Consider the following 16,201-nt stretch of genomic DNA (forward strand, 5'->3'; position numbering starts at 1 on the left):
ATCGAAGGGTGAGCCACGAAGCGAGAGCCATGGATTCGGTCTTCAGGGCACTGGCCGATCCCACCCGACGACTCCTGCTCGACCGGCTGCGCGAGCAGAACGGTCAGACACTGCGTGAACTGTGCGAGCGCCTCGACATGACACGGCAGTCGGCGACGCAGCATCTCGACCTGCTCCAGCAGGCCGGTCTCGTGACCGTCGTACGGCGCGGGCGGGAACGGCTCCACTACCTCAATCCGGCCCCCATCCACGAGATCGAGGAGCGCTGGATCTCGGAGTTCGACAAGCCCCGCCTGCAAGCGATCAGTGCCATCAAGAACCAGGCAGAGGAGTACGCCATGACCGACGCAGCCACATCCGTACCGACCTACGTCTACGTCACCTACATCCGGGCCGGCGCGGAGCAGGTGTGGCAGGCCCTGACGGACGCGGACCTGACGGCGCGCTACTGGGACCACGCCAACGTCTCGGACTGGCAGCCGGGCTCGACCTGGGAGCACCGGCGCGTCGACGGATCGGGCAAGGTCGACGTCGTCGGCCGGGTGCTCAAGGCCGAACCCCCGACGAGCCTGGTCATCACGTTCGAGGACGCCCCCGACACCGTGCCGCCCAGGGAACCGTCGGTGGTCACCTTCCTCGTCGAGCCGCACGAGGACATCGTCCGCCTCACCGTGACCCACGAGAACCTCGCCAACGAGGCGATGCTCAAGGGGATTTCACGGGGATGGCCGGCCGTGCTGGCGAACCTCAAGTCGCTGCTGGAGACCGGCGACATCCTCCCGCAGGCCCCCTGGGAGATGTTCGGCGCGCACAGCTGAGACGGCACGTCGGCACAAGCGAGAGGATTCCCAATGACGTTGTCAACCGGAGGCAGTGACGCCTCGTGACGGTGTCATGCCGCTGCTGTTGCTGGGGCCGGGACGATCGCGTCGAACGTCCTGTGGTCGCGTATGAGGGCCCACAGGACGTTGAGTCGGCGCCTGGCCAGGGCAAGGACGGCCTGCCTGTGGGACTTTCCCTCAGCGCGTTTGCGTGCGTAGAACGCCTTGGAGACAGGGCAGTGCACGGCGGCAGACTGAGCGGACAGGTAGAACATCCGCAGGAGCCGTCGGCTGTAGCGCCGTGGCCTGCGCAGATTGCCGCTGACCTTGCCCGAGTCGCGGGGGACGGGGGCGAGCCCGGCGACGCCGGCGAGGCGGTCGGGGCTGCCGAAGGCAGCCATGTCGCCGCCGGTGGCGGCGACGAACTCAGCGCCGAGCATGTCGCCGATGCCGGGCATGCTGGTGATCACCTCGGCGTCGGGATGCTCGCGAAACCGCCCCTCGATGAGGACACTGACCTGGGCGATCTCCTCATCGAGGGCCATCACCTCCCTGGCCAGGGTGTGAACCATCTTCGCGGCCGTCTTCTCCCCGGGCACGGTGGTGAACTGGGCCTCGGCGGCAGTAATCGCGGCATCGGCAGCGCTCTTGGCAAGGGTGTCGGTGCGAACGCCACGGTTCTTGAGCCAGGTGGCAAGCCGGGCCCGACCGATCCGCCGCAGGGCGGCGGGAGTCTGGTACCCGGTCAGCACAACGAGCGCGGTCTTGGAGGTGCTGTAGTCGAAGGCTCGCTCCAGCGCGGGGAAGTACTCCAGCATCTGAGCACGGAGCCGGTTGATCGCCCTGGTGCGGTCCGCGGACAGGTCCAGGCGTCGTGCCGTGAGGATCTTCAGGTCGACCGCGATTTCGCCCCACTTCTGAAGAGGTTGCAGGTCGCGGCGCATCCGGGCCTGGTCGGCGATGACGTAGGCGTCCTTCGCGTCGGTCTTGCCGTCGCCGCGGTAGGAGCCGGAGGCGTGGTGAACGGACCGGCCGGGGATGTAGAACAGGCGCTGCTCGTGGTTGACCAAGAGCGCGATCGACAGCGCGGCACCGCCGGCGTTCAGGTCCACCGCCCAGGTGACCGGGCTGCCGTCGGCCAGCTCCAAGACGTCACCGAGCAGTTGGAGCAGCTCGGTCTCGTTGTTCGGCACCCGGCGCGACAGCACCTTGGCACCGTCCGTATCGATCACGGTGCAGTGATGCTCGGCCTTGCCGGCGTCCGTTCCCGCCCACAGTTCGGGCAACGGAACCCCCTTCGTCGGTCTCTGGTGTTGTCCCAGCAGACGACCTCGCCGGCGTGTCCATACGAGCGATTCGGTTCGCGCATCCCAATCAGCGGTCGAGTCGTCGCGGGATGCCGGGCGGCCAATCCTCTCAAGCCTCAACAGCGGCGAAACCATGGCAGCCACACCCGGCATCCCTGGGTGTCCCGATCTTACGAGTGACCCGGATCAGCCCAAGAAGAAAGGTATGGACATCATGGACACCACCCCGCTCCGGGACGCCTACCGAACCCTGCTGGACGCCGCCGCCACGGTGGCCGACTCCGGCGACGCGGTCCCGCCGGCCGGCGAATGGAACGCCGACCAGATCCTGGCGCACGTCGCCCTCGTCGGCGCCGCCACCGTCACCGCCGTCTCCTCGGTCGCTTCGGGAGCGGTGACGACGTACGACAACCGGCTCGCGCAGGACGCCTGGACCCTCGACCGCCTCGTCGCGCTCGCCGGCGGCAACGCCGGACTTCGGGACCGCATCCGCATCCAGGCGGACGCCCTGTGCGCACTCGGCGGACCGATGCTGAGCGAGGCCGAACTCGACACACCGGTGCCCACCCTGCTCCTGTCCAACGGCACACTCCTGGTCGATGAGCCCGTGCCGCTCAGGGGCCTCCTCGCAGGCCTCGCGGAGGTGGAGCTGCCCGGCCACGCGAAGCAGCTCCTGGCTCTCCTGCCGGACGGAGCCGGGCAGGACGGGTCCTAGGCCGCACGGCCCCCGGGCGACGACGCCCGGCGCGCGAGACCCTCCAGCGGCCCGACCGGAAGGGGCCCGGCACCGCTGCCTTCCGGCGCCGGGCCCCTTTCCGGTGCCGGACTTCTCCGGACCCTCGACCGGTGAACCCGACCTGCGCGAGCCGCAGCGCGCCGCGCAGCCCGAGGTGGACGTCGTGCACGCCCGCGGTGACGATTCCGGCGCCCAGGGTGGTCGCATCCCCTCCAGCGAGGAGGGCGCGGGTCGGTGCCATGCTGAACCTGGACGACTTCACCCAGGCACTCGTTCGGCGCAATCTGCTCAGCAACGACAAGTACGTCTCCGGGATCGAGGCCGGAACCGAGGTGTTCAAGGGCTCCGGGCGGCTGGAACCGAGGTCGTACTCGGCCGACATCGGCTGAACCCGTCCGCCGGCGGCGGCCGAACGGCGCGCGAGGACTGGTGGGGTCGGCCGGATTCGGGTACCAACGATCCAGTAGCACTGGTCGGTAAGGATCGGTCCTCAACATCCCTATTGCGGCGAGGTGAGCCTCATGTCCGCCCCCACCACCCAACGCAAAACCGTCACTGAGCGCGAGGCGCGCCAGGTGGCGGAGGCCGCCCGGGAACAGGACTGGCGAAAGCCCAGCTTCGCCAAGGAACTGTTCCTCGGGCGCTTCCGGCTCGACCTCATCCATCCTCATCCGCTCCCGGAGCCCGAGAGCGTGCGCCGCGGCGAGGACTTCCTCGCCAAGCTGCGCGCCTTCTGCGAGACGACCATCGACTCGGCCCGCATCGAGCGCGAGGCACGCATCCCCGACGAGGTCGTCGCGGGCCTCAAGGAACTCGGCGCGCTCGGCATGAAGATCGACCCCAAGTACGGCGGTCTCGGTCTCACCCAGCTGTACTACAACAAGGCCCTCGCCCTGGTCGGCTCCGCGAGCCCCGCGGTCGGCGCCCTGCTCTCCGCCCACCAGTCGATCGGCGTACCCCAGCCGCTGAAGCTCTTCGGCACCCAGGAGCAGAAGGACGCCTTCCTGCCCCGCTGCGCCCGCACCGACATCTCCGCCTTCCTGCTCACCGAGCCGGACGTCGGCTCCGACCCGGCCCGCCTCGCGACGACGGCCGTGCCGGACGGGGACGACTACGTCCTCGACGGGGTGAAGCTGTGGACCACCAACGGAGTGGTCGCCGACCTGCTGGTCGTCATGGCGCGGGTGCCGAAGTCCGAGGGGCACAAGGGCGGCATCACCGCCTTCGTGGTGGAGGCCACCGCCGAGGGCATCACCGTGGAGAACCGCAACGCCTTCATGGGGTTGCGCGGCATCGAGAACGGCGTCACCCGCTTCCACCAGGTCCGGGTCCCGGCCGCCAGCCGCATCGGCCCCGAGGGCGCGGGCCTGAAGATCGCGCTCACCACCCTCAACACCGGCCGGCTGTCGCTGCCCGCGATGTGCGCCGGCGCCGGCAAGTGGTGCCTGAAGATCGCGCGGGAGTGGGCCGCCGAGCGCGAGCAGTGGGGCAAGCCGGTCGCGCTGCACGAGGCCGTAGGCTCCAAGATCAGCTTCATCGCGGCCACGACCTTCGCCCTGGAGGCCGTCCTCGACCTGTCGTCGCAGATGGCCGACGAGGACCGCAACGACATCCGCATCGAGGCCGCCCTGGCCAAGCTCTACGGCTCCGAGATGGCCTGGCTGATGGCCGACGAACTGGTCCAGATCCGCGGCGGCCGGGGCTACGAGACGGCCGAGTCCCTCAAGGAGCGCGGCGAACGCTCCGTCCCGGCCGAGCAGATCCTGCGCGACCTGCGCATCAACCGGATCTTCGAGGGCTCGACGGAGATCATGCACCTGCTCATCGCCCGCGAGGCCGTGGACGCCCACCTCTCGGTGGCCGGCGACCTCATCGACCCCGACAAGTCCCTGCCGGACAAGGCGAGGGCGGGCGTGGGCGCGGGCGTCTTCTATGCCAAGTGGCTGCCGAAGCTGGTCGCCGGCCCCGGCCAACTGCCCTCCTCGTACCACGAGTTCAAGCGCGAGACGGACCTCTCCGGCCATCTGCGCTACGTCGAGCGGCACGCCCGCAAGCTGGCCCGGTCCACCTTCTACGCCATGTCCCGCTGGCAGGGCCGGATGGAGACCAAGCAGGGCTTCCTCGGCAGGATCGTGGACATCGGCGCGGAACTGTTCGCGATGAGCGCGGCCTGTGTGCGCGCCGAGCGGCTGCGCGGCGAGGGCGAGCACGGCCGCGAGGCCTACCAGCTCGCCGACGCCTTCTGCCGCCAGTCCCGCCTCCGTGTCGAGGAACTCTTCAACCGGCTGTGGGCCAACACCGACGACCTCGACCGCAAGGTGGTCAAGGGCGTGCTCGGCGGGGCCTACGAGTGGCTGGAGGAAGGGATCGTCGACCCCTCGGGCGAGGGCCCGTGGATCGCCGACGCGACCCCCGGACCGTCCACCCGTGAGAACGAACGCCGCCCGTACGGCGGGTAGCCGCCCGTAGGCAGCTCAGCAGTACTTGTCGCTCGGATCCCGCGTCGTCCAGGAGCAGGAGTCGACCTTGGTGCCGCTCGCCTTGGTCAGCGTGGCCGTGTCCCTGTCGTTGTTCCAGACGTAGGCACGGCGGCCCTGGTACTTGTTCGACGCGGTGTCCGAGCCGCTGCCGGTGTGGATCTTCATGTACTTCCCGGCGCCGATCCTGACGTCCGGGAAGACGTACTTGTGGTTGGAGGCGTCCTTCAGGACCCAGCCCTTGAGCGAGACCGCCGAGCCGCCGCTGTTCTTGATCTGCACCCACTCGGCGTTCAGGCTCGTGTTGGACCGGTCGTCCCGGCCCGGGCTGTCGAACCAGACATGGTGGATGTGCACGCCGCCGGCCGCCTGGGCCGGGGTGCTGAGCAGAGTTCCGGTGAGCAGGGCCGCGCCCGCGAGGGCGGGCAGAGCGGCGCGTATGCGCACAGTACGCATGAAGAGATCCCCCCAAGGATGTCGTCCGCGAAGTCGTACCCGGACCGGCTGACGACCGGCCCGACTGAAGTGTTATCACATGATCTTCACTCCGAGTTCACAAACGGAAAACCGCCTCGTCCGGCAATGAAAACTGCTGACGCACCCGCCCGGGGGATGCCCTGTCCGACCACCCGCGGTCAGCGGCCACAATGGGGGGATGACCGACAGTCCCGCCAGTCCCGCACCCCTCGCCGACCCGCACCTCGTGTACGACCCCCTCGCGGGAGACGGCCCGAAGGACGTGGTGATCCTCGGCTCCACCGGGTCCATCGGAACCCAGGCCATCGACCTCGTGCTGCGCCACCCCCACCGCTTCCGGGTCACCGCCCTCTCCGCGAACGGCGCCCGCACGGCCCTGCTCGCCGAGCAGGCGCACCGGCTGCGGGTGCGGACCGTGGCGGTCGCCCGCGAGGACGCCGTACCGGCTCTGCGCGAGGCGCTGACCGAGCGGTACGGCGCCGGGGAGCCGCTCCCCGAGATCCTCGCCGGTCCGGACGCGGCCACCCAGGTCGCCGCCTCCGACTGCCACACGGTGCTCAACGGCATCACCGGGTCCATCGGCCTCGCGCCCACCCTGGCCGCCCTGGAGGCGGGCCGCACCCTCGCGCTCGCCAACAAGGAGTCGCTGATCGTCGGCGGCCCGCTGGTCAAGGCGCTCGCCAAGCCCGGACAGATCATCCCGGTCGACTCCGAGCACGCCGCGCTCTTCCAGGCGCTCGCCTCCGGCACCCGCGCCGACGTGCGCAAGCTGGTCGTCACCGCCTCCGGCGGTCCCTTCCGCGGCCGCACCAAGGCCGAGCTGGCGAACGTCACCGTCGAGGACGCCCTCGCACACCCCACCTGGGCCATGGGCCCGGTGATCACGATCAACTCCGCGACCCTCGTCAACAAGGGCCTGGAGGTCATCGAGGCGCACCTGCTCTACGACATTCCCTTCGACCGCATTGAGGTCGTCGTGCATCCCCAGTCGTATGTTCACTCGATGGTCGAGTTCACCGACGGATCCACGATCGCCCAGGCGACGCCCCCCGACATGCGAGGGCCGATCGCCATCGGTCTGGGCTGGCCCGAACGCGTTCCCGACGCGGCGCCCGCCTTCGACTGGAGCAAGGCCTCCACCTGGGAGTTCTTCCCGCTGGACAACGAGGCCTTCCCCTCGGTGAACCTCGCCCGGCACGTGGGGCAGCTCGCGGGGACGGCCCCGGCGGTGTTCAATGCGGCCAACGAGGAGTGCGTCGAGGCGTTCCGCACCGGCGCACTGCCCTTCAACGGCATCATGGAGACCGTCACCAGGGTGGTCGAGGAGCACGGCACCCCGGTCACGGGAACCTCACTCACCGTGTCGGACGTCCTCGAAGCGGAGACCTGGGCGCGGGCCCGGGCGCGCGAACTGACAGACCGGACCGCGGAGGCGCGTGCATGACGACCTTGATGTTCATCCTCGGCATAGTGGTCTTCGCGGTCGGCCTGCTCGTCTCGATCGCCTGGCACGAGCTGGGGCACCTGTCCACGGCCAAGCTGTTCGGCATCCGCGTCCCGCAGTACATGGTCGGCTTCGGCCCGACCATCTGGTCGCGGACGAAGGGCGACACCGAGTACGGCATCAAGGCCATCCCGCTCGGCGGCTACATCCGCATGATCGGCATGTTCCCGCCCGACGAGGCCGGCCGGGTCTCCGCCCGCTCCACCTCCCCGTGGCGCGGCATGATCGAGGACGCCCGTTCGGCGGCCTTCGAGGAGCTCAAGCCGGGTGACGAGACGCGCATGTTCTACACGCGCAAGCCGTGGAAGCGCGTCATCGTCATGTTCGCCGGCCCGTTCATGAACCTGATCCTCGCGGTCGCCCTGTTCCTGACCGTGCTGATGGGCTTCGGCATCCAGCAGGAGACCACCAGCGTCGAGTCCGTCTCGCCCTGTGTCATCGCGCAGAGCCAGCACCGCGACACCTGCAAGAAGTCCGACCCGGCCTCCCCGGCCGCGGACGCCGGCATGAAGGCGGGCGACAAGATCGTCTCGTTCGGCGGCGTACCGACCAAGGACTGGAACACCCTCTCGGACCTGATCCGGGAGAGCGCGGGCGAGAACGTCGCGATCGTCGTCGACCGCAAGGGCCAGGAGCTGACCCTGCACGCGAAGATCGCCACCAACCAGGTCGCCAAGAAGGACTCCAGCGGCACCTACGTGCAGGGCAAGTACGTGAAGGCGGGCTTCCTCGGCTTCAGTGCGGCCCACGGTGTCGTCAAGCAGGACTTCGGCCAGTCCGTGACCTGGATGACCGACCGGGTCGGCGACGCCGTCGACTCCCTCGTCGCCCTGCCCGGCAAGATCCCGGCCCTGTGGGACGCCGCCTTCGGCAACGGCCCGCGCGAGCCGGACTCCCCGATGGGCATCGTCGGCGCGGCCCGGGTCACCGGCGAGATCGCCACCCTGGACATCCCGGCCTCGCAGCAGCTGGCCATGGCCCTCTTCGTGGTCGCCGGGTTCAACCTCTCCCTGTTCCTGTTCAACATGCTCCCGCTGCTCCCGCTCGACGGCGGGCACATCGCCGGCGCCCTGTGGGAGTCGCTCCGCAGGAACGTGGCCCGGGTGCTGCGCCGGCCGGACCCCGGTCCGTTCGACGTGGCCACGCTGATGCCGGTGGCGTACGTCGTGGCCGGGATCTTCGTCTGCTTCACCATCCTGGTGCTGATCGCGGACGTGGTTAACCCCGTGAAAATCTCGTAGCCATCCGACGTTCGAGGCGGCCCGGGGCCTGGTGCTCCGGGCCGCCTTCCATTGAGTGGGTTTGCCGGGTGGGATGTGCCCGGCCCGGGGGCGGTGCCGTAATCTCGAAGCCTGGAGCCCGCCGTTCACGGGACCGGATCTTGATCCACGACTTGGGGTTGCACAGCAGATGACTGCGATTTCTCTCGGCATGCCGTCCGTTCCGACCAAGCTCGCAGAGCGCCGGAAGAGCCGGCAGATCCAGGTCGGATCCGTGGCGGTCGGCGGGGACGCGCCCGTCTCGGTCCAGTCGATGACCACGACCCGTACGTCCGACATCGGCGCGACGCTCCAGCAGATCGCCGAGCTGACCGCGTCCGGCTGTCAGATCGTCCGCGTCGCCTGCCCCACGCAGGACGATGCCGACGCCCTCGCGACCATCGCCCGCAAGTCGCAGATCCCGGTCATCGCCGACATCCACTTCCAGCCGAAGTACGTGTTCGCGGCCATCGAGGCCGGCTGCGCCGCCGTCCGCGTCAACCCTGGCAACATCAAGCAGTTCGACGACAAGGTCAAGGAGATCGCCAAGGCCGCCAAGGAGCACGGCACCCCGATCCGGATCGGCGTCAACGCCGGCTCCCTGGACCGCCGCCTGCTCCAGAAGTACGGCAAGGCGACCCCCGAGGCCCTGGTCGAGAGCGCCCTGTGGGAGGCCTCCCTCTTCGAGGAGCACGACTTCCGCGACATCAAGATCTCGGTCAAGCACAACGACCCGGTCGTGATGATCGAGGCCTACCGCCAGCTCGCCGAGCAGTGCGACTACCCGCTCCACCTGGGCGTCACCGAGGCCGGCCCCGCCTTCCAGGGCACGATCAAGTCCGCGGTCGCCTTCGGCGCGCTGCTCAGCCAGGGCATCGGCGACACCATCCGGGTGTCCCTGTCGGCGCCTCCGGCCGAGGAGGTCAAGGTCGGCCTCCAGATCCTGGAGTCCCTGAACCTCAAGCAGCGCGGTCTGGAGATCGTCTCCTGCCCGTCCTGCGGCCGCGCCCAGGTCGACGTCTACAAGCTCGCCGAAGAGGTCACCGCCGGCCTGACCGGCATGGAGGTCCCGCTGCGCGTCGCCGTCATGGGCTGTGTCGTCAACGGCCCCGGCGAGGCCCGCGAAGCCGACCTCGGCGTCGCCTCCGGCAACGGCAAGGGCCAGATCTTCGTCAAGGGCGAGGTCATCAAGACCGTCCCCGAGTCCAAGATCGTGGAGACCCTCATCGAGGAGGCCATGAAGCTCGCCGAGAAGATGGAGGCCGAGGGCATCGCCTCCGGCGAGCCGTCCGTCTCGGTCGCGGGCTGACGCGTTACCGCTTCGGGGCGGCCGGCCTCCTCCGCGAGGCCGGCCGCCCCGTCGGCTTCTCGGCGGCGGCGGATCCGGCGTTCGGCTCCCGGTCGGCATGCGGCAGGTTCGGCCCGTCCGGGAGCACGGGCGCACCGCGCTCCGGGAGGGCGGGGCCCGTCCGGCCCTCCCACGCGGCGACCGCGCCGGTCGGCGTCCATGTCTCCGGCGCCGCCTGTCGGCCTGGCGCTGCCTTCCGGTCTGTTGCTGCCTTCCGGCCTGGCGCTGCTTCCCGCCCCGGCCCAGCTTCCCGCCCCGGCCCAGTTTCCCGACCCGGCCCCGCCTCTCGACCCGGCCCCGCCTCCCACAGCGCGGCCGGTGTCCCGACCGCCGACCCGCGCTCCTCTCGGTGGCGGGGTGACGACGGCCCGCAGATCACCGGGATGTCCGGATCGACGTCCCGCTTCCGCCGCTCCGCGGCCCGTACCAGCGGGTCCGCGCATCCCGCGGGAAGCTCGTCCATCCACCCGTCCCAACTGCGGAAATCCCGCACCGGACGGCTCCGCAAACTGCTCCTCGGGGCGGCTGCGGGAGTCCGCACGCCCGCTTGCCAAGATCATGCGCCGTTCGCGGCACAGAGCCCCGTCCGACGAGGCAGCGCGGCACAAATTCGGCAGGTACAGTGCGGAGATCAGCAGACCCCAGTGTGAGGCCCCGCCCGTGTTGACCCAGACGACCTCCCGGGTCCTCGAACCGAGCGACCTGGATGCCGCGCTCGCCGTCCTCGACCGCGAGCCGGTCGCGAACGCCTTCGTGACGTCCCGGGTGCAGATCGCCGGGCTCGACCCCTGGCGCCTCGGCGGCGAGATGTGGGGCTGGTACGAGGACGGCATGCTCACGTCCCTCTGCTACGCGGGCGCCAACCTGGTCCCGATCTGCGCCTCTCCGCGCGCCGTCCGCGCCTTCGCCGACCGCGCCCGCAGGGCCGGCCGCCGCTGCTCCTCCATCGTCGGGCCCGCCGAGCCCACCGCCCAGCTGTGGCGCCTGCTCGAACCGCACTGGGGCGCGGCCCGCGAGGTCCGCGCCCACCAGCCCCTGATGGTCACCGACCGCATGCCCGCGGACATCGCCCCGGATCCCTATGTCCGCCGCATCCGCAAGGACGAGCTGGAGACGATCATGCCGGCGTGCGTGGCGATGTTCACCGAGGAGGTCGGCGTCTCGCCGCTGGCCGGCGACGGCGGCCTGCTCTACCAGGCCCGGGTCGCCGAACTGGTCGGCTCCGGCCGCTCCTTCGCCCGCCTCGACCAACACGGCAAGGTCGTCTTCAAGGCGGAGATCGGCGCGGCGACGTCCCAGGCCTGCCAGATCCAGGGCGTGTGGATGGCACCGGAGTACCGCGGCAGGGGCCTGGCGGCGCCCGGCATGGCAGCCGTCCTGCGCTACGCGCTGGCCGACGTGGCCCCGGTGGTGAGCCTCTACGTCAACGACTTCAACACGGCGGCGAGGCGGACCTACCGGCGCGTGGGCTTCCAGGAGGTCGGCGCCTTCATGAGCGTTCTCTTCTGAGACGTCCGAGAGGCGGCCGCCCCACGGGCAGGGGGCTGAATCGATGTGCGGCTGCGCCGCGTGCGCGTGGGCAGCCACAGATCACCCGCACCCCGCACCCCGCACACAGCGCGAGCCCCCCTGTACGCTCCCCGCATGGACCTCGTGATCGGCCCCCTGGACCTCTCAGCCCACGTCGACGAGGCCCTCGCCGTCCAAGCCGTCGCCTTCGGGCTCGGCCCGGACGAGGTGGCCGTACGCCGTCAGATCGTCCAGCGCCACATGCAGTACCCGGGTGCCAGGGCCCTCGGGGCGACCGCCGGCGGGCTGCTCGTCGGATTCGTCTACGGCATGCCCAACTCCCGCACCCACTGGTGGTCCACGGTCGTGGAGCCCTACCTCCGCGCCCAGCGCAACGACCTCTGGCTGGACGACTCCTTCGTCATCACCGAGCTGCACGTCCACCCCGACCACCAGAACCGCGGCATCGGCCGCCGTCTGATCACCACCATCACCGACGGCGCCACCGAGCCCCGCTCGATCCTCTCCGCGATCGACACCGACAGCCCGGCCCGCGGCCTCTACCACTCCCTCGGCTACGTCGACCTCGCCCGGCAGGTCCACTTCCCGAGCGCCCCCCGGCCGTACGCCGTCATGGGCGCCCCTCTGCCACTGCGTCGGCGCTAACCGATTTCCACCGGAACCGCCAGCCCGGCTAACCTCCTATGCCATCACCCTCCCCCACTCTCGGCTGCGCTCGAGCGGGGGGACCCCCATCGGCAGGAGTACGAGAACCATGGCGAACGCACCGGTCCAGCGCATGTCCCAGTTGATGGTGAAGACGCTGCGCGACGACCCGGCGGACGCCGAGGTCCTCAGCCACAAGCTCCTCGTCCGGGCCGGTTACGTCCGTCGCACCGCCGCCGGCGTCTGGAGCTGGCTGCCCCTGGGCAGGAAGGTCTTCTCCAACGTGGAGCGGATCGTCCGCGAGGAGATGGACGCGATCGGCGCCCAGGAGGTGCTGCTGCCCGCGCTCCTGCCCCGGGAGCCGTACGAGGCGACCGGCCGCTGGGACGAGTACGGCCAGGAGCTGTTCCGGCTCAAGGACCGCAAGGGCGGCGACTACCTCCTCGGCCCCACCCACGAGGAGATCTTCACCCTCCTGGTCAAGGACCAGTGCACGTCCTACAAGGACCTGCCGGTGATCCTGTACCAGATCCAGACCAAGTTCCGTGACGAGGCCCGCCCCCGCGCCGGCATCCTGCGCGGCCGCGAGTTCCAGATGAAGGACTCCTACTCCTTCGACCTGGACGACGAGGGCCTCGGCAAGTCCTACGCCCTGCACCGCGAGGCCTACCGGCGCACCTTCGAGCGCCTCGGCCTCGACTACCGCATCGTCGCCGCCACCGCCGGCGCGATGGGCGGCTCCAAGTCCGAGGAGTTCCTGGCCCCGGCCGAGGCCGGCGAGGACACCTTCGCGGACTGCCCGAACTGCGACTTCGCGGCGAACACCGAGGCGGTCTCCTACGAGCTCAAGCCGGTGGACGGCTCGGCCGTGCCCGCGCTCGAGGAGATCCCCACCCCCGACACCCCGACCATCGAGACGCTGGCCGCCTCCCTCGGCGTCCCGGCCTCCGCCACGCTGAAGAACCTGCTGGTCAAGGTGGACGGCGAGATCGTCGCCGTCGGCGTGCCCGGCGACCGCGAGGTCGACCTGGGCAAGGTCGAGGCGCACTTCGCCCCGGCGGCCGTCGAGATGGTCACCGAGGCGGACTTCTCGGGCCGCCCGGACCTGGTCCGCGGCTACGTCGGCCCGCAGGGCCTGGGCGAGAAGTTCAAGTACATCGCCGACCCGCGCGTGGCCCCCGGCACCGCCTGGATCACCGGCGCCAACAAGGAGCACACGCACGCCAGGAACGTCGTCGCCGGCCGTGACTTCGAGGTCGACGAGTACGTGGACGTCGTCGTGGTCCAGGAGGGCGACCCCTGCCCGAAGTGCGGCACCGGCCTGAAGCTGGACCGCGCCATCGAGATCGGCCACATCTTCCAGCTGGGCCGCAAGTACGCCGACGCCCTCAAGCTCGACGTCCTCGGCCAGAACGGCAAGCCGGTCCGCGTCACCATGGGCTCCTACGGCATCGGCGTCTCCCGCGCCGTCGCCGCGCTCGCCGAGCAGACCGCCGACGAGCAGGGCCTGTGCTGGCCCAAGGAGGTCGCCCCGGCCGACGTGCACGTCGTCGCCGCCGGCAAGGCCCTGCAGACCGAGCTGGCGCTCGACGTGGCCGACAAGCTGGCCGCCGCGGGCGTCCGCGTCCTGGTGGACGACCGGGCGGGCGTCTCCCCGGGCGTGAAGTTCACCGACGCCGAACTGATCGGCGTACCGCAGATCCTGGTGGCCGGCCGCCGCTCCGGCGAGGGCGTGCTGGAGCTGAAGGACCGCAAGACGGGTGAGCGCGAGGAGCTGTCCGTCGAGGACGCGATCGCCCGCCTGACCGCGCAGTAAGGCGAACCCGGCCGTTCCCCGACCGTGGGACGTGACACGGCGTCACGATCACCACGGGAGGGGAGCGGCCGCGTCAACGCTGTCGGCGCCCCTAGGTCCTGTCGTCAAATTCCCGTCGTCGCCCGAAGGGCGGCCTCGCGGCGTCTGGTGCGTGCTCTCGGCGTGCCGGGCGGAAGTCCTCGTACTGGACGTACTTGGGCTTTCGCCCGGTGCGGCGAGAGTGCGTGCCAGGCGTCGTGGGGCAGACGGGAATTTGACGACAGGGCCTAGAGCCAGCCGGCGAACTCCAGCAACAGCTCGGCGTCCTTCGGCCGTCCGACCCGGAGCGCGCGGACCCCCGACTCCACGGCCCGGAACAGGGTCCACCCCCGCAGCCGCTCCAGATCCACGTCCAGCGACTCGGCGAGCCGTTTGATACGCCGCCGAGTGGTCGCCGCCCCCGACGGCGTCGCGATCAGGTCCTCCACCCGATCCCGCACCAGCCGGGCCAGATCGAACGCACACTCACCGACGACCGGATCCGGCCCCACCGCCAGCCACGGCATCCGCTCCCCGGCGAGCACCTTGCTCTGCCGGAACGTGCCGTGCAGCAGCCGATGCTCGGGCGCGGAGGCCGCCAACTCCTCGCGCGCGCCCACAGCGGCGTCGACCAGCGTCGCCACTTCGGCGAACGCGGTCGCGGTCGCCCGCATCGCCTCCGCCTGCCGCCCCGTCCGCTCGGCCACCGTCTCGAACGCGTGGTCGCCCGGCGGCTCCACCCACAGCCGACGCAGCGTCCCCGCAGCCTCCAGCAGCGCCTTCGCCTCGGGCAGCGACCGCACCGACACGTCCGGGTGCAGCCGCTCCAGCAGCAGCACCCCCTCGGCGGCGTCCCCGGTGTCCGTCTCCAGGAGCTGTACGGCGCCCAGGCCGGCCCAGTGCGCCAGCGCCGCCCGTTCGCTCTCGGGGCGGGCCCGGGGCGGGGCCAGCTTCAGTACCGCCGGGCTGTCGTCCGCCCGCCGGACCAGCACCACCAGGCTGCTGCGCCCGCCGGGCACCTGGACCCGCTCCACGGTCAACTCGCGCCGGGCGACCGCCCGCTCGGCCGTCCCGGGCAGCCGCGCCAGCCAGTCGTCCCCGGCCGGTGCCGTTTCACCGAGTGCCCGCACCAGCCGCTGGGGCGGTTCGAAAGCCATGCGCGAGTTGTTCCCTTCCTCCTGGGCCTGCCGCGGGGGCGGCTACACGATCACGTCGTCGGGGACGCCGAGGTACGGGGTCCCGCCGCACCTGCATCGTCACCGGCCCGCTCGGCGAGCCCAGGGAAGGCTACGCTCTTCCCGCTCCAGCGCGCCGCCCGCACCGCTGCCTCGCGCAGCGCCGCGGCCGCCGAGGCACGCCGCGCGCCGGTCGCCGCCCGCACCAGGTCCGAGTACACCCCGGCCACCCGCTGCTCCAACTCGGCGGCCAGCCGCACCGCCGAGGCCGCGTCCGCCACCTGGAAGGGCAGCGCGTACGCGGCGCTCGCGGCGACCGGCTGAGCACCCAGGTCGCGCACCTCGCGCACCAGCGCGTCCCGGCGGGCCCGGTGGGCGTCGTACGCCGCGCGCGCGTCGGCCCGTTGCCGCTCGTCGATCCGGCCGCCGACGACGCCGTAGCCGTACACCGCCGCGTGCTCCGCGGCCAGTGCCGCCTGCAGGGCGGTCAGTTCGGCCTTCCGGTTCTCGTCGCTCACCTGGCCCCCTCGGTCAGCAGGTACGCGTGGGCCGCCCCGGCCGCCGCCACCGACGCCATCAGCCGGGCCAGTTCGCCCGGCACGTCCAGCAGGGCCTTGGTCCGCCGGTCGGCGAGGGCGCGCTCGGCGGCGGCGAGATCGGCGAGGGCGCCCTTCTCGGTGGCCGGCACGGCCTGTGGCGTCGCCGTGGAGGCCGCCGGGGAAGGGGATCCGGTGGCCGTGGGGGAGGGGGACCCGGTGGCCGCGGCGCCGCCGAACGCCCTCACGTGCGCCGCCACTTCGGCGCGCAGCGGGCGCAGCCGCTCGGTCAGCGTCGGATGGGCGGTGAGCACCGCGTCGTAGCGCGCGAGCAGGCCCGCACTGTCCTCGGCCGCACGCGCGCGTGCCCGTTCGGTCGCCGACGGGGAGTCACCGCTGTCACCGGAGCCCGGATCGGCCGAACAGCCCACCAGCAGGGCGGCTCCGGCGGCCGAGGCGAAAAGGGTTCTTCTGCGCGGCCCCGAGGGGGTGCGCGGCGGCGGATACGGCACTGCTGACGTCCTCGGGGAACTCGTACGAAAGGAACAACTT

15 protein-coding genes are annotated in these 16,201 nt (G+C 71.0%); 10 read left to right on the forward strand and 5 right to left on the reverse strand.

What is annotated here, in order from left to right:
* Positions 1-29 precede the first annotated feature (29 nt).
* Positions 30-818 (forward strand): metalloregulator ArsR/SmtB family transcription factor, encoded by a 789-nt coding sequence (locus FB157_RS39240; RefSeq protein ID WP_145885565.1) that lies wholly within the window; start codon positions 30-32, stop codon positions 816-818.
* A 74-nt stretch (positions 819-892) separates the two neighbouring features.
* Here FB157_RS39240 and FB157_RS39245 read toward each other — a convergent pair whose 3' ends face one another.
* On the reverse strand, positions 893-2,107 hold the full coding sequence (locus FB157_RS39245; RefSeq protein ID WP_145885515.1) for an IS110 family transposase: 1,215 nt from the start codon (positions 2,105-2,107) through the stop codon (positions 893-895).
* A 226-nt stretch (positions 2,108-2,333) separates the two neighbouring features.
* Here FB157_RS39245 and FB157_RS39250 point away from each other — a divergent pair, with 226 nt between their 5' ends.
* The 3 genes from FB157_RS39250 (at position 2,334) to FB157_RS39260 (ending at position 5,323) form a co-directional block, all read left to right on the forward strand.
* Positions 2,334-2,843, forward strand: a complete 510-nt coding sequence (locus tag FB157_RS39250) for a hypothetical protein (RefSeq protein WP_261386817.1) — start codon at positions 2,334-2,336, stop codon at positions 2,841-2,843.
* 260 nt (positions 2,844-3,103) lie between these two features.
* Positions 3,104-3,253, forward strand: a complete 150-nt coding sequence (locus FB157_RS39255; RefSeq protein WP_261386818.1) for a hypothetical protein — start codon at positions 3,104-3,106, stop codon at positions 3,251-3,253.
* 132 nt (positions 3,254-3,385) lie between these two features.
* Positions 3,386-5,323 carry an acyl-CoA dehydrogenase family protein gene (locus FB157_RS39260; RefSeq protein ID WP_145885516.1) on the forward strand — a complete coding sequence of 646 codons (1,938 nt, stop codon included), beginning with the start codon at positions 3,386-3,388 and terminating at the stop codon, positions 5,321-5,323.
* Positions 5,324-5,338: 15 nt separating this feature from the next.
* Here FB157_RS39260 and FB157_RS39265 read toward each other — a convergent pair whose 3' ends face one another.
* Complete coding sequence (locus FB157_RS39265; RefSeq protein WP_145885517.1) at positions 5,339-5,797, reverse strand: lamin tail domain-containing protein; 459 nt, start codon at positions 5,795-5,797, stop codon at positions 5,339-5,341.
* Positions 5,798-5,996: 199 nt separating this feature from the next.
* On the opposite strand from FB157_RS39265, the gene dxr reads away from it, so the two are divergent.
* The 6 genes from dxr (at position 5,997) to FB157_RS39295 (ending at position 13,920) form a co-directional block, all read left to right on the forward strand.
* Complete coding sequence (dxr, locus tag FB157_RS39270; protein ID WP_145885518.1) at positions 5,997-7,262, forward strand: 1-deoxy-D-xylulose-5-phosphate reductoisomerase; 1,266 nt, start codon at positions 5,997-5,999, stop codon at positions 7,260-7,262.
* Positions 7,259-8,563: an RIP metalloprotease gene (locus tag FB157_RS39275; protein ID WP_145885519.1), complete on the forward strand. Its 1,305-nt coding sequence runs from the start codon at positions 7,259-7,261 to the stop codon at positions 8,561-8,563. The genes dxr and FB157_RS39275 overlap by 4 nt, the downstream gene beginning before the upstream one ends.
* Positions 8,564-8,732: 169 nt before the next feature.
* Positions 8,733-9,890: a flavodoxin-dependent (E)-4-hydroxy-3-methylbut-2-enyl-diphosphate synthase gene (gene ispG, locus FB157_RS39280; RefSeq protein ID WP_145885520.1), complete on the forward strand. Its 1,158-nt coding sequence runs from the start codon at positions 8,733-8,735 to the stop codon at positions 9,888-9,890.
* Between the two features lie 699 nt (positions 9,891-10,589).
* The gene (locus FB157_RS39285) at positions 10,590-11,438 is read left to right on the forward strand and encodes a GNAT family N-acetyltransferase (RefSeq protein WP_145885521.1); all 849 of its coding nucleotides are present in this window, start codon (positions 10,590-10,592) and stop codon (positions 11,436-11,438) included.
* Between the two features lie 135 nt (positions 11,439-11,573).
* The gene (locus FB157_RS39290) at positions 11,574-12,104 is read left to right on the forward strand and encodes a GNAT family N-acetyltransferase (RefSeq protein WP_145885522.1); all 531 of its coding nucleotides are present in this window, start codon (positions 11,574-11,576) and stop codon (positions 12,102-12,104) included.
* Positions 12,105-12,213: 109 nt separating this feature from the next.
* The gene (locus tag FB157_RS39295) at positions 12,214-13,920 is read left to right on the forward strand and encodes a proline--tRNA ligase (protein ID WP_145885523.1); all 1,707 of its coding nucleotides are present in this window, start codon (positions 12,214-12,216) and stop codon (positions 13,918-13,920) included.
* Positions 13,921-14,186: 266 nt separating this feature from the next.
* Here FB157_RS39295 and FB157_RS39305 read toward each other — a convergent pair whose 3' ends face one another.
* From FB157_RS39305 to FB157_RS39315, 3 genes are read right to left on the reverse strand one after another with little or no spacing between them, the layout of a single operon-like run.
* Entirely contained in the window at positions 14,187-15,095 is a 909-nt protein-coding gene (locus FB157_RS39305) for an aminoglycoside phosphotransferase family protein (RefSeq protein ID WP_145885524.1), read from the reverse strand.
* Positions 15,096-15,145: 50 nt separating this feature from the next.
* Positions 15,146-15,631: a ferritin-like domain-containing protein gene (locus tag FB157_RS39310; protein ID WP_145885525.1), complete on the reverse strand. Its 486-nt coding sequence runs from the start codon at positions 15,629-15,631 to the stop codon at positions 15,146-15,148.
* Complete coding sequence (locus FB157_RS39315) at positions 15,628-16,161, reverse strand: hypothetical protein (RefSeq protein ID WP_145885526.1); 534 nt, start codon at positions 16,159-16,161, stop codon at positions 15,628-15,630. Before FB157_RS39315 ends, FB157_RS39310 begins: the two co-directional genes overlap by 4 nt.
* Positions 16,162-16,201: the final 40 nt, after the last annotated feature.

Origin of the sequence: Streptomyces sp. BK340, assembly GCF_007827595.1 — a bacterium.
Lineage (GTDB): Bacteria > Actinomycetota > Actinomycetes > Streptomycetales > Streptomycetaceae > Streptomyces.

Coding starts and splice junctions, on each gene's coding strand:
- ispG (WP_145885520.1), top strand. CDS start 8,733: ATGACTGCGATTTCTCTCGGCATGCCGTCCGTTCCGACCAAGCTCGCA.
- FB157_RS39265 (WP_145885517.1), bottom strand. CDS start 5,797: ATGCGTACTGTGCGCATACGCGCCGCTCTGCCCGCCCTCGCGGGCGCG.
- FB157_RS39240 (WP_145885565.1), top strand. CDS start 30: ATGGATTCGGTCTTCAGGGCACTGGCCGATCCCACCCGACGACTCCTG.
- FB157_RS39255 (WP_261386818.1), top strand. CDS start 3,104: ATGCTGAACCTGGACGACTTCACCCAGGCACTCGTTCGGCGCAATCTG.
- FB157_RS39305 (WP_145885524.1), bottom strand. CDS start 15,095: ATGGCTTTCGAACCGCCCCAGCGGCTGGTGCGGGCACTCGGTGAAACG.
- FB157_RS39295 (WP_145885523.1), top strand. CDS start 12,214: ATGGCGAACGCACCGGTCCAGCGCATGTCCCAGTTGATGGTGAAGACG.
- FB157_RS39275 (WP_145885519.1), top strand. CDS start 7,259: ATGACGACCTTGATGTTCATCCTCGGCATAGTGGTCTTCGCGGTCGGC.
- dxr (WP_145885518.1), top strand. CDS start 5,997: ATGACCGACAGTCCCGCCAGTCCCGCACCCCTCGCCGACCCGCACCTC.
- FB157_RS39260 (WP_145885516.1), top strand. CDS start 3,386: ATGTCCGCCCCCACCACCCAACGCAAAACCGTCACTGAGCGCGAGGCG.
- FB157_RS39250 (WP_261386817.1), top strand. CDS start 2,334: ATGGACATCATGGACACCACCCCGCTCCGGGACGCCTACCGAACCCTG.
- FB157_RS39290 (WP_145885522.1), top strand. CDS start 11,574: ATGGACCTCGTGATCGGCCCCCTGGACCTCTCAGCCCACGTCGACGAG.